This window comes from Chitinophaga sp. 22620 (assembly GCF_052044405.1).
Lineage (GTDB): Bacteria > Bacteroidota > Bacteroidia > Chitinophagales > Chitinophagaceae > Chitinophaga.
Genome location: NZ_JBQEMV010000004.1, coordinates 255872 through 271222, shown reverse-complemented (window position 1 = coordinate 271222; position 15351 = coordinate 255872). Strand labels below are relative to the sequence as shown.

Sequence of the window (15351 nt, the reverse complement as noted above, 5' to 3'; positions counted from 1 at the left end):
GAAAAGCCGGCCAAATGGCCGGCTTTTCCTTTTTATGATATATGGGGATCAAAACTTCACCGCCACACTCGCCAAAAAGTTCAGCGTCTTCTGCGGGGTACCGGTTGAGTTCCAGTATTCTTCATTCAGCAAATTATTCCCTTTCAGGGAAATGCGGAATTTCGGTTGATCGTAATACAACGCCGCATTCAGCAAAGTGTAGCCGGGCAATACCATCAGGTTGGCGGCTTCAAACCAGGAATCGGATACGTAGTTGCCGCCGATGCCAACGCCAACGCCTTTTATCTTTCCTCGGGTGATGAAATAGCTCGCCCAGAGATTCGCCACGCTATTGGGGCTGGCCGTCAGCATCTTGCCCTGTACTGCGGGGCTCGCTTTTTTATAAGTGTTCTCATTGTATGCATAACCGGCTACAAGGTTCAGACCGGAAACAGGGTTGGCGATCACTTCCGCCTCAAAGCCCCGGCTGAGCTGCGTTCCGTCCTGCACGCTATAGGTCTTATTATCAGCCCTTACTTCGTTGCGGATGGAATTGGTCACATCAATATTGTAATAATTCAGGGTGGCATTCAGCTTGTTGCTGAACACGTCCAGTTTCACGCCGCCCTCCCATTGGTTGGCGTATTGCGGCTTCAGTTCCAGGATGCTGCCGTCAGGCTGCGTGGCGGGCGCGAAGTTCGCGTAGCCGTTCATGTAATTGGCGAATAACGACACTTTGTCTTTCACCACCTGGTACACCAGTCCCAGCTTGGGTGATAATGCATTTTGATTGTAAGCGCCGGTATACTTCCCATCGGCCAGCGCATAAGTGCCGTCTGTTGTAAAATGCTCCGCGCGGAGGCTCAGCATGGCCATCAGCGTGGGCGTAATGTTGAACACATCGGAGATATAAGCGGCGTAGCTATGCGTTTTGGTGGCAGTGCCCCTGAAACCCGCGGCATAAGACCGGTCGTCGATCCTTTGAGCGCTCATATCGGGAATGTTCTTGCGGAGATCTACCGTATCGTAGTTAAATATCGCGCGGTACAACTCGTTGTAGTTATAGTTGTAATCCAGGCCGATCACTACCCTGTTGCGGAAAGAACCGATCTTGAAATCACCGATGAAATTCTGCTGCAGCTGGATGTTCCCGAAAGTCTCTGGGGTTTGGTTGCGCATGCCGCGCACCAGGGAATCTTCACCCATGAAGGTGAGCGTGGTCCACAGCAGCGATTTATAGAACCCTTCGGAATAAAGATAGTTGGTTTCCGACCGCCACTTGTCCGAAAACTTGTACTGGAACTGCGCCTGCACGTTATTAATGCCATTGGCTACGTCCACCCCGTTGTTGATGAGCGATTGTTTATACGGGAGATGCAGGTCCCTGAAGTTGCGCGACTTCATTTTGTTCTGCAATGCGGCGGCGTTGAAGGCAATAGAAGTAGTGGTATAGTTCCCCCTCGTCAGTTCCGCCTCCACGCTCAGTTTTGCCCGGTCGTTGATCTGGTAGGTGAAGCTGGGCGCGATCGTGTAGTTCTTATTATATCCCTGGTCCTGGAAAGAGCCTTCGGACTGGAAGGCGGTATTGAGGCGGAACAGCATTGTTTTTTCCTTGTTGACGGGCGTGTTGATATCGGCCGTGATCCTCGCAAATTTGAAGCTTCCTCCGGTGAAAGTTACCTCGCCGCCAAAATCCTCATAAGGCTTCTTCGTCACGTAGTTGAACACACCGCCGAAAGAAGTGTTGCGGTTGCTGCCGAACAGCGTGCCGGAAGGGCCTTTGATGGCTTCCACGCGCTCGAGGATGACCGGGTTAAGCGGAACGATGGCGCTGGTAGCCATGCCGTTGCGCATCCCGATAGTGCCGGCAAAGCCGCGCATGCTGAGGCCCTGGGAACCGCCGGCGGAAAAGTTCGGCACGGCGCCGGAAATGTTGCGGTAAATATCGGTACGCTCTATCACTACCTGCTCTTTCATCACGATCTGGCCCACAGTATGGTATACCTGCGGGTTTTCGAGATTTTTGATCGGCAGGCGGGCGATCTGCTCACTTTCCTTGGTCACAAATTTATTGGAAACGCCGCCGGTGATGGTGAACTCTTTCAGCTGGGTGCTGGATACCTGCAATTGCAGGCTTACGGCGGCGGTTTGGCCTTTTTCCACTGTTACGTCGTGGCGGAGCGTCTCATATCCTACCAGCGACACTTCCAGCTGGTATTTGCCCACGGGCACGCGGTTGATGTAAAATTTACCGTCTTCGCTGGTAATAGCATGTTTCCCGGCGCCTTTCACCACTACGGTCACAGCTATTGCCGGCCTTCCTTCATTCGTCTGTATGGTTCCTTTGATAGACCCGTATTCCGGTTCGTTGCTCCCGTTGAACGCAAAAGCGGCAAGGGGAAGAAGTAGGAACAGGGATTGTATAAGCTTCTTCATCGTTCGTAAATAATTTCCGCAAAGGTTGCCATAACGGCAATGGCTAGTTTTAACATTCGGGAAATTCTTTTACGCAAAAGGGAAATTGACCCCGGCGTGACAATGGGGCCATTTGAAATTTGAGACGACGGGGGATATTCAGCTCTTTACCACCCATTCCAGGAACCCCGGCATTACGCCCGCCCAGGTGGCCATGTCGTGCCTGCCGCCCTGCACCAGCTCGTACCGGATGTGTTTCCCCTGCTCATATCCTTTTTCTTCAAGGAGATGCACCAGGTCTTCGGTATCATCCACCGCATCTACCACGCCGTTCACATTGCGATCGGATTCTTCGTCCTGCGTGCCTGCTTCAAAAAAGAAACGGAGGTCCGGGTGAAAACGCCCCTCCTGCACCTGGCGGTGCATGATGCGCTGAGCGGGATTATTATCGGAACTGCGCCACCAGAGCGAGCCGGAGAATACGCCTGCTTTGTGGAACTGGTTCGGGTTGTTCCACACGATGTCCAGCGCGGAAAGGCCGCCCATGGAAAAACCGGCAAACGCTTTATCAGGGAAATGCCGGTGATAGCGGTTTTCCAGGAAAGGCAGCAGTTCTTTCATGATAAACCGTGTGTAAAGCGCCGCTTTACAGCCGCGGCCCTGGTAGTCTATATGCCGGGCCGTACCGTATTCCTGCATGCGTTGCGGGCCTGCATGCACGGCCACTACCCAGAGGGAAGGGTGGCTGGTGTCCTGCAGATGTTCCAGCATAGCCGGAAAGCCCAGCTGGTCAAGATCCTGACCATCGTTCATCAGCAGCAGGTGCGGCGTATCTTTCGTATTGCCGGGCAGATATACGTCGAAAGTGACCTCCCTTTGCAGGAAAAGGGAGTATTGTCCGAAGGATTCTTTTCTGGGAAGCATATGCGGCGGGTTTCATTACTAAGTTAAGGAAATACCACCAGAAATGTTATTTTACAGGACTGAAAACTGTATTATGAAATTGTTCCATATCCGCATATTGCCTCTGCTATTGCTGTTCCAGCCTGCCTTTAGCCAGAAGGCCCCCGCGCCGAAGTACGAAGCGGACCGCTCGCTGAAAGCCTCCGCGCCGGATGCGGCTTATCCTTTCCTGCTGGTGACAGACCTGACCATTCCCGGCTGCAAACCCGGCGCTGAATTGTCCGAAACGCAAGCGTCCATCGCGGATGCCGCGGGCACGCAGCTGCGGATGCTGGTGAGCAGCATACACGCCGGCGCTGTGTTGCAGGAATGCCGCCGCACGGATTATTACTACGTGAAGGATACGGCGGACATGCGGACAGTGATGGAAACCTTTTACCAGGACAACTTTTCCGGCTACCAGCGCAACATCGCCATCCGGCCCGACCCCGCCTGGAAAACTTACCTGGACACCCTGCTGCCTGCCACCAGGTAGCCCCCTGCCTGCCGTTCAAATAATTCCTGTACCACCTTTGAGAACCCGCAAATTTTCATGAAATTCGTATCATATCCTTCGCCATACAGGCGTGTATCCATAAAACCCGAGCCGTTGACTGAAAACTTCCATACCTGGCAATCCGCACACCTGGGCCGTGAATTCGAAATGCTGGTATTCGGCGATGCCGGTTACCCGCTGATCCTTTTCCCTACGTCCATGGGCCGTTATTACGAAGGGAAAGACCGGGGACTGATAGAATCAGTAGCCTGGTTCGTCAGGAACGGAAGGGTGAAGATCTATTGTCCTGACGGGATAGACACACACAGCTGGTACAACAAACAGATACATCCCGCCGGACGGGCGCATAACCACACATTGTACGACGCCACTATCCTCAACGAATTACTGCCCCGCATTGAGGCCGAAACAGGCCATAGCCGTGTAGCCGTGGCCGGTTGCAGCTTCGGGGGCTACCATGCGGCCAACTTTGCCTTCAGGCACCCGGAAAAAGTAGCTTACCTTTTCTCCATGAGCGGCCTGCTGGACATCCGGAGCAGAACGGACGGGCATTACGACGACAATATCTACTTCAACAATCCCATGGATTATATGCCGGATAATGCGCATCCCGACCTTTGGCGGATGGGCATTGTGCTGGGAGCGGCCGAACGGGACGTTACCCGCGGGCAGAACGAACAGTTTTCGGGCATCCTGCAGACCAAATCCATACAGCACTGGCTGGACGTGAGGCCCGATATGGAGCACGACTGGCCTGCGTGGAGGCAGATGCTGCCGCATTATTTGTCTTTACTAAAGCACTGAGCGTGAAAAAGATCGGGATCCTTTACGGGCAGGAGAACACGTTTCCGCAGGCGTTTATAGCCCGTGTAAACCGGTACTGCGGCGCCGGCCTCATAGCGGAACCCGTACAGATCAGCAAAGCGTTACAAGGCGGCCCTCCGGAATACGCCGTGGTGATAGACCGCATTTCGCACGATGTGCCTTTTTACCGCGCCTGGCTGAAGAATGCTGCCCTGCAGGGCTCCGCGGTGATCAACAACCCTTTCTGGTGGAGCGCGGACGAAAAGTTTTTTAACAACGCCATCGCATTGCATACAGGCGTGCCCGTGCCCGCCACTGCGCTGCTGCCCAGCTTTGAATTGCCGGACGACACCACCGGGAACAGCTTCCGCAACCTGAGCTATCCGCTGGACTGGGAGGCTATTTTCGCCGAAACCGGTTTTCCCGCCTACATGAAACCCTTTGCAGGCGGCGGCTGGAAAAACGTATATCGCATCAAGGACCGGGAAGAGTTTTTCGAGGTCCATGCACAAACGGGCCGGCACGTGATGCTGTTGCAGGAAGAGATCGTTTTTCAATCCTACTTCCGCTGTTACTGCATCGGCGGCAAATACGTGCACATTATGCCCTATGAGCCCCGCAATACGCCGGACAAGCGGTACGATGCGGATTTCCTGCCGGATGAAAGACTGAAAAACACCATCACCCAATATACCCTGATGCTGAACCGGGCGCTGGGCTATGATTTTAATACCGTTGAATTTGCCGTGAGAGACGGCGTTCCCTACGCCATCGACTTTTGTAACCCCGCACCCGACGCAGACCTTCATTCCGTTGGCGAAGCCAATTTTGAATGGGTGGTGGAGCATGCCGCCCGGTATGCCATAGAAAGGGCTACGGAACAGGAAAACGGTAAAGACAACCTCACCTGGGGCAGCTGGCTGAAGCAGGCCGTGCAGCAGGATCACAAATAATTACGAACTTCACCGCAGAAACGCATGATAAGACATGAATTACGGAGCCTTTACACTCGGAATTGAAGAAGAATACATGGTAATGGACCCGCAAACGCGGGAACTGCGTTCGCACGAGCAAAGAATCGTGGAGCATGCGCAGAAAGTGATCAAAGATAAGGTGAAAGCGGAAATGCACCAGGCTGTGGTGGAAGTGGGCACACAGATATGCGCCAACATCGAGGAAGCCTGGGAGGACGTGCTGCTGCTGCGCAAAACCATCACGCAGATCGCGGGAGAGCTGGGATTCAGCATCGGTGCGGCCGGCACGCATCCTTTCTCCAAATGGGAAAAACAGCTCATCACCGACCACCCAAGGTATTTTGCGCTGGTCAATGAAATGCAGGACGCCGCGCGATCCAACCTCATTTTCGGCCTGCATGTACATGTGGGCATGGAGAACCGCGAAATGGCGCTCCACATTGCCAACAGCGTGCGTTATTTCCTGCCGCACGTCTTCGCGCTCAGCACCAACTCCCCTTTCTGGGAAGGCCGCAACACCGGCTTCAAATCCTTCCGCACCAAGGTGTTCGACAAATTCCCCCGCACCGGCATCCCCGATTATTTCACGAGCATCGAAGAATACGACAACTTCATCAAGCTGCTGGTGAAAACGAACTGCATAGACAATGCGAAAAAAGTGTGGTGGGACCTCCGCGTGCATCCTTTCTTCAACACCGTGGAATTCCGCATTTGTGATGTGCCGCTCACCCTCCAGGAAACCATCACGCTCACAGCACTGTTCCAGTCCATCTGCGTAAAGATCTATAAGCTGCGCACGCAGAACCTCAACTTCATTATTTACAACCGCGCGCTGGTGAACGAGAACAAATGGCGGGCATCGCGCTATGGTATAGACGGGAACCTGATCGATTTCGGGAAGGAAATGGAAGTGAACACCCGCGCGCTGATCTACGAGCTGCTCGACTTCGTGGACGATGTGCTGGACGACCTTGGTACCCGCTCCACCGTGGTGGACGGCGTGAACCGCATCCTGGCGGAAGGCACGGGGGCGGATAAGCAACTGAAAGTATTCGAAGAAACCGGCGACCTGGTGAAAGTGGTGGATTATATACAATCGCAGTTTCTGCCGTAATTTTGTGGTGGAACTCGTCATTGCGAGAAGCAGCGCGGGGGATTTGTGCAGGAGGGCGACGAAGCAATCTCCAAATATGGGGCTTGTCACTTCAACGGAGGAGATTGCTTCGTCACCCCTCCCGCTTTGGCGCTGCTGCTCCTCGCAATGACGTAGACCATTGAAAAGACTTAATGAACGAATGAGATCGAAGATCCCATTTGGCAAATAGAAAAGACGAAATGAACAAATGAGATCGAAGATCCCATTCGACAACTTAAAAGACTTAATGAACAAATGAGATCGAAGATCCCATTCGACAACTTAAAAGACTTAATGAACGAATGAGATCGAAGATCCCATTTGGCAAATAGAAAAGACTTAATGAACGAATGAAAATTGCGATACTAGATATGTACGACGGCGTTCCCAACGAGGGCATGCGCTGCATCCGGGACCTGCTGATGCAATTTGCGGAAGCGGCGCAGGTGCCTTTGCAGATCAACGAATTCGATGTGCGCGGGCAACAGCAGGTACCGGACCTGCAATACGACGTATATATCTCTACCGGCGGGCCCGGCAGCCCTGTGGACAGCGAAGGCAGCGAATGGGAAAAGGCGTATTTCCGCTGGTTGAACAGCGTGCTGGACTGGAATGAAAAACCAGGCAGCCGGAAAAAACACGTCTTCCTTATTTGCCATTCCTTCCAGGTGGTGTGCCGGCATTTCCAGCTGGGAACGGTTTGCCGCCGCAGGTCTCCCGCCTTTGGCGTGTTCCCCGTTCACAAAACAAAAGCAGGCGAAACAGAGCCCGTTTTCAACGGCCTGCCCGAACCATATTTTATCGTGGACAGCCGCAACTGGCAGGTGATCCAGCCCAACGAAGCAAAGCTCACCGCCATGGGCGCCGAAGTGCTTGCTATCGAAAAAGAAAGGCCGCATGTGCCGCTCGAAAGAGCTACCATGGCCATCCGCTTCAATCCGTATATGATGGGCACACAGTTTCACCCCGAAGCCGATGCGCCCGGCATGCGCAAATACCTGCTCACACCCGCTAAAAAACAACGCATCGTGGAAGAGCACGGGCGCGAAAAATTTGATAACATGCTGGAACTGCTCACTGAGCCGGACAAGATCCTGCTCACGCATAATACGCTGCTGCCCAACTTCCTGGAAGAGGCGCTGGCGTACCAGTTTTCCCAAACCAGACCAACATGATCCCGGAAATACGCCAGGCTTATAACCAGCAATTCTCATCCGCCAGGTATGCGGACCTCCTGGCAAGCCTGACCGTGGAAACCGGTGTCACGCCTGCTTTCAGGGTGGCTGAAACGCCGGTGTTCGTTCCGAAAAAATTGCAGGAACAACTCCTTGCCGCAGGTGATGCGGTGATAACAACCCTCCTCCGGCCGGACCTGCTTAGCATTACCGAAACCGCCATCCCGGCGGGGCTGCTGGTGCCGAAAGAAAACCATCACCCGCAGTTCATCATCATCGACTTTGCTGTAACCCGCAACGAAGCCGGCAAACTGACCCCGCAGCTCATAGAGCTGCAGGGCTTTCCCAGCCTGTTCGGTTTCCAGGAGCTGCTGGCTCGGCAATACCGCCAATATATGCCCGTGCCCGGAACATTTTCCACTTTCGGACCGGGGCTGGACCGCCAGGGTTACGTGGAGCTGCTGCGCCGTTGCATACTCGGCACGCATCAGCCTGCCAATGTGATATTACTGGAAGTGCTGCCGCAGGAACAGAAAACGCTGATCGATTTTGTGTGCACCGAGGCCTTGCTGGGCATCCCGGCCGTTTGCGTGTCTGAACTGATCCAGGAAGGGAAGAAGCTCTTTTACCTTAAAGACGGCGAAAAGGTGCGCGTACAGCGGATCTACAACCGCATGATTTTTGAAGACCTGGCGAAATATAAAGAGCAACTGGGCACGGTGATCAATTTCCAGCATGAGCTGGAAGTGGAATGGGCCACGCACCCTAACTGGTATTACCGCGTCAGCAAGTTCCTGTTACCCTATATCCATGGCCCGTTTGCGCCCAAAGCCTGGTTCCTGCACGAGCTGCCTGTGCTGCCGCAGGACCTGGAGAATTATGTGCTGAAGCCCCTGTTCTCCTTTGCGGGCCAGGGCGTGATCATAGACCCCACGCCGGCGGATGTGGAGAAAATTGAAGACCCGGAGAACTGGATATTGCAGCAGAAAGTGCAATACGCTCCCGCCGTCGAAACGCCTACCGGCCCCGCCAAATGCGAGATACGCCTGATGTACTGCTGGCCCGACGATGCCGCTGCGCCCGTGCTGGCGCAAAACCTCGCCAGGCTCAGCAAAGGAAAGATGATCGGCGTGAACTTTAACCGCGACCTTGATTGGGTGGGCGGCAGCAGTTGTTTTTTCGAACCTTAAATACACAACATATGCAAAGGCTAAACATCAGTTCAGGCGCTCCCTGGGAGGCCAAGGTAGGCTATTCCCGCGCAGTGCGGATCGGCAATGTGGTGGAAGTTTCAGGCACCGTATCGCAGGACGGCGATAAGGTGATCGGCATCGGCAGCGCATACGAACAAACCAAACATGCGCTGGCCAAGATCGAAGCGGCGCTGGTCAAAGCAGGCGCCTCCCTGCACGACGTGGTTCGTACGCGCATGTACGTTACCGATATTTCAAAATGGGAAGAGGTGGGCCGCGCGCACGGGGAATTCTTCCAGGCCATCAGGCCCTGCACCACCATGGTGGAGGTCAGCAATCTCATCGGCCCCGAACTGCTCGTGGAAATTGAGGCAACCGCGGTAGTGCCATCCAAAGGGTAATCTCCCGGAAGGCACCATAGAAAAAGCCACCCCTGTGAAGGATGGCTTTATGTTGCGTGCGATTGTAATCGTTTATTGACCCACTTTCTCCTGCCAGGCCAGCATGCCGCCGGTGAGGTTCACGAGGTTGGTGAAGCCCATGGTCTCAAGAACCATGCATGCCTGCCCGCTGCGGTTGCCGCTTCTGCAATACACGACCAGTTCCTTGTCCTTATAATCTTCCAGCTCGTCTACCTGCATGGCGCGGATGTCTCCCAGCGGAACATGTATCCCGCCGATATTGTACTCCTCTCTTTCATGCGGCTCGCGCACGTCTACCAGTATAACGTCTTCCCCGCTGTCCAGGCGTTTTTTCAGTTCTTCGGGTGTGATTGTCTGCATGATGCGAAATTTTTTACAAATGTAAAGATTCTATTGTTCCACCGGCTGGTTTTGCACCGGGGCCGCTGAGTCTTTCACGGGCCTGGTGGCGCTCAGCCAAAGATCCACGCTTTCTCCGGCGCGTATCAGGTTCAGCTCGCCCAGCTCATTCCTGCGCGGGGGGCTCTGCCTGAACACGAATGCGCCCAGCGTATCCGTCACGCCGCCGTCTATCAGCACGGTGCCGATGTTCAGGTTGCTGGCAGCCAGCACTTCGCGGGCTTCCATATAGGTCATGCCCACCGTCTCCGGCACAGGATTTTCCATGCTGCCGGTGCCGCTGCTCAATACCAGCGTAATATTGCTGCCTTCGGGTATTTCCTTGCCCGGTTTGATGGGCTTGCCGTTGAGCAATTGCTGCAAAACAGTGTTGGTGGCAAAGTCCGGCTTATAAATGGTATCCCCGATGTTCAGCCTGCGGGCGCGCAGCGTCATTTCGGCGCTGCGGTAGGTAAGCCCTTCCAGGTCCGGCATGGGTACCATGGGCGGCACTACTTTGTTGACCGTGAGGTAAATGGTGCGGTGGCTTTTCACAACGTCGCCGCGTTCGGGCGTTTGCTCGTATACCAGCAGGGCCGGCATGGTATCAATGTAGATGGAATCGCGCACTTCCACTTCAAAGCCAAGCCCCTCCAGTGTGGCCGTAGCGTCTTTGATGCTTTTGCCGCGAATGTCCGGCACGGTCACTTCTTCGCCATGGCGGGTGAGGAAACCGAGAGACATGAAGAAAAGTATTCCCAGCAGCACTATCAGCCCCAAGATCACGAGAATATTGAAGCCGAAGGAACGCTTTGTGATATTGTGAAACATTTTCATATTAGCAAAGTATACTTAATTTTTAACAGCCGCAAGGCATTCTTCAATAAGCATGCCGTAAAAGGCCGTCAGCGTAAGGCCCGCCGCCCGCACCTGTTGCGGCACGAGGCTGTTCTCGCTCTGCCCGGGCATGGTGTTCACTTCCAGGAAATATACTTTGCCGGTGCCTTCTTCGAGGATAAAATCCGCCCGCACAATGCCCTTGCAGTTCAGCCTGTTATATAATTCCTGCGCGGCCGCCCGGATCGTGTCCGCCGCCGCGGGCGCTATTTCTGCCGGGGTCACCTCGTTGGTGATGCCGGGGGTGTATTTGGCTTCGTAGTCGAAGAACTCTTTCGTGCTGCGGATCTCCGTAAGAGGCAGCACGGTCAGCTTACCCTGTGTGCGGAACAGCCCGCAGGTCACTTCCGTGCCTTTGATGAACTCCTCGATCAGCACCTGGCTGTCTTCGTTGAAAGCCTTCAGGATGGCGGGTTCCAGCTCCTCCGCTGTATTCACCTTGCTCATGCCGATGCTGCTGCCGCCTTCGGCGGGTTTTACGAAAACGGGAAGGCGCAGCTGGCCGAGGATCTCCGCGGCGTTGTAAGGCTGGTCCCGGAAAATATGCACGGAACGGCTCACGTTCACCACGTTCAGGGCCGCCACTACTTTGTTGCAATAGCTTTTGTTGAAGGTGAGCGCGGAGGTCACCATACCGCAGCTGGTATAAGGGATGCCCAGCATCTCGAAATATCCCTGCAGGCGCCCGTCTTCACCCGGCGTGCCGTGAATGCCGATAAATACGGCGTCGAAGCTGATCTTCCGGCCGTTCAGGCTGAGCGTGAAGTCGTTTTTGTCCACCGGCACGGCGGCGCCTTCAGGCGGCGTGTAGGTCCAGCTTTCTTTGGTGATGATGATCTTGTAAACGTCGTACAACGCGGGATCGATGTTCTTTTCGATGACTGCTGCGCTTTGCACGGAGATCACGTATTCTCCGGAGTATCCGCCGGCTACCAGGGCTATATTCTTCTTCATAGATGGCAAAATAACAAAAAAGGAAGGCCCAACATACCGCTGGTACTTCCTTTTCGGTGAATTATTTCAATTTTTGAACTGTATTTGCTGGTTAGATATGCAAGTGAGCTTTCTTCGCCAGCAGCTCGTCCACGGTTTCCTGGTACATTTCATCGGGCACACAGCAGTCTACCGGGCATACGGCCGCACATTGAGGCTCTTCGTGGAAGCCCTGGCATTCGGTACATTTGTTGGGCACGATATAATATGTATCAACGCTGATGGGGGCGTTGCGCTGGTCCGCGTCCATCTGGCTGCCGTCCATCAGGGTAAATGTTCCTTTTACAGTGGTTCCGTCTGCAATTGCCCACTCTACACCACCTTCGTAAATCGCATTGTTGGGGCACTCAGGTTCACAAGCTCCGCAGTTTATACATTCGTCTGTTATCTTAATTGCCATATTGTAAACTTTTTGTTTAGGATGTAAGCCATTAATTTTGCTTCAAAAATAGAATTTCTACAATTTAAATACTCAAAATATTTTTCGGGGATATGATGGAATTATCGCAAAAATTAGCAGTACTGGGCCGGCTGGAGGCGTATTTGGGCGGGAAAGGCACGGAAGAGGAGCAGGAAAGCCTCCGTTTGGCAAAGCAGCTTGCTTTTGCGCATAACGGCTGGTTCACCCCCGAATTCGTTGACCTTTCGCTGCAAAACATCTGTAAATACTACCTGGCCCCTGAAAAACTGGAGGCCTGGGTGGCGCAATATCCCGGCTTCGGCAGGCCGGCAAGCCGGAAAAAAGTAGGGATCGTTGCGGCGGGGAATATTCCCCTCGTAGGGTTCCACGACTGGCTCACGGGCTTTCTGAGCGGGCATGAGATCAGGATCAAATTGTCGTCCAAGGACAATATCCTGCTGCCGCATATTTTCGAAAAGATCGCGGAATGGGCGCCGGAAGCCGCGCAAGACACCGTGGTGGCGGATATGCTCAGGGACTGCGATGCGTACATCGCCACCGGGAGCAATAATTCCGCGCGTTATTTCAATTATTACTTCGCTAAATACCCTCATATCATCCGCCGCAACCGTACTTCCGCGGCGGTGCTCACCGGCGCCGAAAGCCCGGAAGAGCTGGATGCATTGGCAGATGATGTGATGCTCTACTTCGGGCTGGGTTGCCGGAACGTTACGAAAGTATATGTGCCGGAAGGTTATGATTTTGAACCCTTGCTCACCGCGCTGAAAAAATACGACCGCCTGGCGGACCATCACAAGTACAAGAACAATTACGATTACAACCTCGCTTTGTACCTGCTGAACCTCAGTCCGTACCAAACGAACGGCAGCCTGCTGCTGCATGAGAGCGAATCGCTCTTCAGCCCGCTCAGCGTGCTGCACTACGGCTTCTACCGCAACCGGCAGGAGCTGGAGGCGCAGCTGCGGGAAAGCCAGGACCTGCAATGCCTCGTGGCTGCAGACGCTGTCCCTTTCGGCCAGGCGCAATATCCTTCGCTTACAGACTATGCCGATGGCGTGGATACCGCCGCCTTCCTGGCTTCGCTCTAGCCGGGCGGATTAACAAAATGTCATTCACCTTGTTATCTTGACAGGCATTGCCATACTTTTGGCAGTGCCTGTGCCGTTTAATTAAGGAGCTTTTAACGATTGGCATAAAAATCTGTTAAATACTTCCGTGTTACAACTTACATCCTCTTATCTCCGTTAAATTTGTAAGGAAAGGCATGTAAATTGATCTTAGGTTGTCTGAGAACTTTTTCTATCAACCCTTTAAAAAACCAGTGCAAATATGAAAATTTCGCAAGTTGCGGGTACTATCCTGATAAGCGCGGCCACTGCGTTTGGGAGCATATTTGTTTACAGTAAGTACTTTCAGAAGGAGCAGCAGGGTATTTTCCAGAACGGCTCCGATACTATCCCTGTAAATTATGCCAGTTACATGCCCGGCGCCACCGGTAACACCAATCTGACCCCTCCTACTGATTTCCAGCAGGCGGCGAAGATCGGTACCCCGGGAGTGGTTCATATAAAAACGAAGATCAACCCCAAGCAGCTGGGGAATAACCTCCAGAAAAGGAGAAGCCTCCTGGAAGAATTTTTCGGGGAGGATTTCGACGAAGGGGATGGCGGCCGCCGGTATTACACGCCGGGCCAGATGGCTTCCGGCTCCGGGGTGCTGATCTCGGACGACGGGTATATCGTTACCAACAATCACGTGGTGGACGATGCGGATGAGATCTCCGTGACCCTGAGCAATAACAGATCTTTCACAGCCAGCGTGGTGGGAACAGATCCCAGTACGGACCTGGCGCTGATCAAAATAAAGGCCTCCGGCCTCCCCTACCTCCTGTACGGTAATTCAGACGATGTGCAGGTGGGCCAGTGGGTGCTGGCGGTAGGTTACCCGCTTAACCTGGAAACCACCGTTACAGCAGGCATCGTGAGCGCCAAAAGCCGCGCCATCGGTATCAACCGCCGCAACAGCCGCACCGCGATCGAATCGTTCATACAAACGGACGCCGCGGTGAACCAGGGCAACAGTGGCGGCGCGCTGATCAACACTGCTGGCGAGCTGATTGGCATCAACTCGGCCATTGCTTCCCCTACCGGGGCTTACGCAGGATATTCCTACGCCATCCCGGTGAACCTTGTGAAGAAAGTGGTGAACGACCTGATGAAATTCGGCAACGTGCAGCGCGCCTACCTGGGAATCGAATATAAAGATCCCAGCACAATGACAGAAGGAGAGCTCAAATCCCTGAATATGAGCCGCGATATGGCCGGCATCAAGGTATTGGGCGCACCGTCTACAGGCGCAGCCGCGCAGGCGGGCATTAAAGAAGGAGACGTCATAACCAAGATAAATGGTGTAAATACTTCATCAATTCCGGAGTTGATGGAACAGATCAGCCGATACAAACCAGGTGATAAAGTCAGCGTTAACTACTTACGCGGCAGTAAAGAGTATACCGCTAACGCAATTCTGAAGAACCTCGACGGGAATACGGATATTGTAAAGCTGGGTGTACTCGATTACCTGGGGGCTGATTTCAGATCGCTGCCCAAAGAACTTTCAGAGAGCTATGGCATTGACGGGGGCGTACTGGTGCAAGGCATCGGCAGCGGGCTGATCAAAAAACAAACGAACATGAAGCCCGAGTTCATTATCCTGAAAGCGGGCGAAACCAAGGTGAGGAACCTGGAGGAACTGAAGAAAGCCCTTAATGGTAAAAAGCAGACCAGGCTGGAAGGTTTCTACGCGCGTGACCGGTACGCGAACATCTACTACTACGATCTGAACTTCGCCAACAGCGCTGAGTTCTGACGCAGTTAAATATTACAGACATTAACATGTGTTTTCATATAGGTTTTATAGGTTAGGATTAAAGGGCTCTTGTTTCCAGGAGCCCTTTTTTATTGATCTTATGGAATCTTGTAAAAATAAAGGCCCCGGCATACGCCGGGGCCTCATTATGGCCATTATTGTAAAGGCTCACAAGAATGACCATATATCCTATGAAAACCCTATACTAAATTTAGTATTATATGTAATAACCGTATTCCGC

At 53.5% G+C, this 15351-nt stretch carries 15 protein-coding genes; 9 read left to right on the top strand and 6 right to left on the bottom strand.

Annotated elements, in window-relative coordinates; genetic code table 11:
• Nucleotides 1-48 precede the first annotated feature (48 nt).
• Both ACTJIK_RS20475 and ACTJIK_RS20470 read right to left on the bottom strand, forming a co-directional pair.
• Nucleotides 49-2415 (bottom strand): TonB-dependent siderophore receptor, encoded by a 2367-nt coding sequence (locus ACTJIK_RS20475; protein ID WP_440649398.1) that lies wholly within the window; start codon nt 2413-2415, stop codon nt 49-51.
• A 138-nt stretch (nt 2416-2553) separates the two neighbouring features.
• Entirely contained in the window at nt 2554-3318 is a 765-nt protein-coding gene (locus ACTJIK_RS20470; RefSeq protein ID WP_440649397.1) for an alpha/beta hydrolase, read from the bottom strand.
• A gap of 73 nt (nt 3319-3391) precedes the next feature.
• Here ACTJIK_RS20470 and ACTJIK_RS20465 point away from each other — a divergent pair, with 73 nt between their 5' ends.
• From ACTJIK_RS20465 to ACTJIK_RS20435, 7 genes are all read left to right on the top strand, one after another.
• Nucleotides 3392-3832 carry a DUF695 domain-containing protein gene (locus ACTJIK_RS20465; protein ID WP_440649396.1) on the top strand — a complete coding sequence of 147 codons (441 nt, stop codon included), beginning with the start codon at nt 3392-3394 and terminating at the stop codon, nt 3830-3832.
• Between the two features lie 57 nt (nt 3833-3889).
• Nucleotides 3890-4657, top strand: coding sequence for an esterase family protein (locus ACTJIK_RS20460; protein ID WP_440649395.1), 768 nt, complete (start codon nt 3890-3892; stop codon nt 4655-4657).
• A 2-nt stretch (nt 4658-4659) separates the two neighbouring features.
• Entirely contained in the window at nt 4660-5610 is a 951-nt protein-coding gene (locus tag ACTJIK_RS20455; protein WP_440649394.1) for an ATP-grasp domain-containing protein, read from the top strand.
• A 34-nt stretch (nt 5611-5644) separates the two neighbouring features.
• Entirely contained in the window at nt 5645-6745 is a 1101-nt protein-coding gene (locus ACTJIK_RS20450; RefSeq protein ID WP_440649393.1) for a carboxylate-amine ligase, read from the top strand.
• Between the two features lie 371 nt (nt 6746-7116).
• The gene (locus ACTJIK_RS20445) at nt 7117-7941 is read left to right on the top strand and encodes a type 1 glutamine amidotransferase (protein ID WP_440649392.1); all 825 of its coding nucleotides are present in this window, start codon (nt 7117-7119) and stop codon (nt 7939-7941) included.
• Nucleotides 7938-9131: a hypothetical protein gene (locus ACTJIK_RS20440; protein WP_440649391.1), complete on the top strand. Its 1194-nt coding sequence runs from the start codon at nt 7938-7940 to the stop codon at nt 9129-9131. Before ACTJIK_RS20445 ends, ACTJIK_RS20440 begins: the two co-directional genes overlap by 4 nt.
• 11 nt (nt 9132-9142) lie before the next feature.
• Nucleotides 9143-9535: a RidA family protein gene (locus ACTJIK_RS20435; protein WP_440649390.1), complete on the top strand. Its 393-nt coding sequence runs from the start codon at nt 9143-9145 to the stop codon at nt 9533-9535.
• A 72-nt stretch (nt 9536-9607) separates the two neighbouring features.
• On the opposite strand, the gene ACTJIK_RS20430 is transcribed toward ACTJIK_RS20435, so the two are convergent.
• The 4 genes from ACTJIK_RS20430 to ACTJIK_RS20415 all read right to left on the bottom strand — a co-directional run bounded on the left by ACTJIK_RS20430 (nt 9608) and on the right by ACTJIK_RS20415 (nt 12224).
• On the bottom strand, nt 9608-9916 hold the full coding sequence (locus ACTJIK_RS20430; RefSeq protein ID WP_440649389.1) for a rhodanese-like domain-containing protein: 309 nt from the start codon (nt 9914-9916) through the stop codon (nt 9608-9610).
• 30 nt (nt 9917-9946) lie between these two features.
• Complete coding sequence (locus tag ACTJIK_RS20425) at nt 9947-10771, bottom strand: PASTA domain-containing protein (protein ID WP_440649388.1); 825 nt, start codon at nt 10769-10771, stop codon at nt 9947-9949.
• A gap of 15 nt (nt 10772-10786) precedes the next feature.
• The gene (locus tag ACTJIK_RS20420; RefSeq protein WP_440649387.1) at nt 10787-11785 is read right to left on the bottom strand and encodes a D-alanine--D-alanine ligase; all 999 of its coding nucleotides are present in this window, start codon (nt 11783-11785) and stop codon (nt 10787-10789) included.
• Between the two features lie 91 nt (nt 11786-11876).
• Nucleotides 11877-12224: a 4Fe-4S dicluster domain-containing protein gene (locus tag ACTJIK_RS20415; RefSeq protein ID WP_440649386.1), complete on the bottom strand. Its 348-nt coding sequence runs from the start codon at nt 12222-12224 to the stop codon at nt 11877-11879.
• Nucleotides 12225-12316: 92 nt separating this feature from the next.
• On the opposite strand from ACTJIK_RS20415, the gene ACTJIK_RS20410 reads away from it, so the two are divergent.
• Complete coding sequence (locus tag ACTJIK_RS20410; protein WP_440649385.1) at nt 12317-13333, top strand: acyl-CoA reductase; 1017 nt, start codon at nt 12317-12319, stop codon at nt 13331-13333.
• Nucleotides 13334-13574: 241 nt separating this feature from the next.
• Entirely contained in the window at nt 13575-15110 is a 1536-nt protein-coding gene (locus ACTJIK_RS20405) for a S1C family serine protease (protein WP_440649384.1), read from the top strand.
• Nucleotides 15111-15351 lie beyond the last annotated feature (241 nt).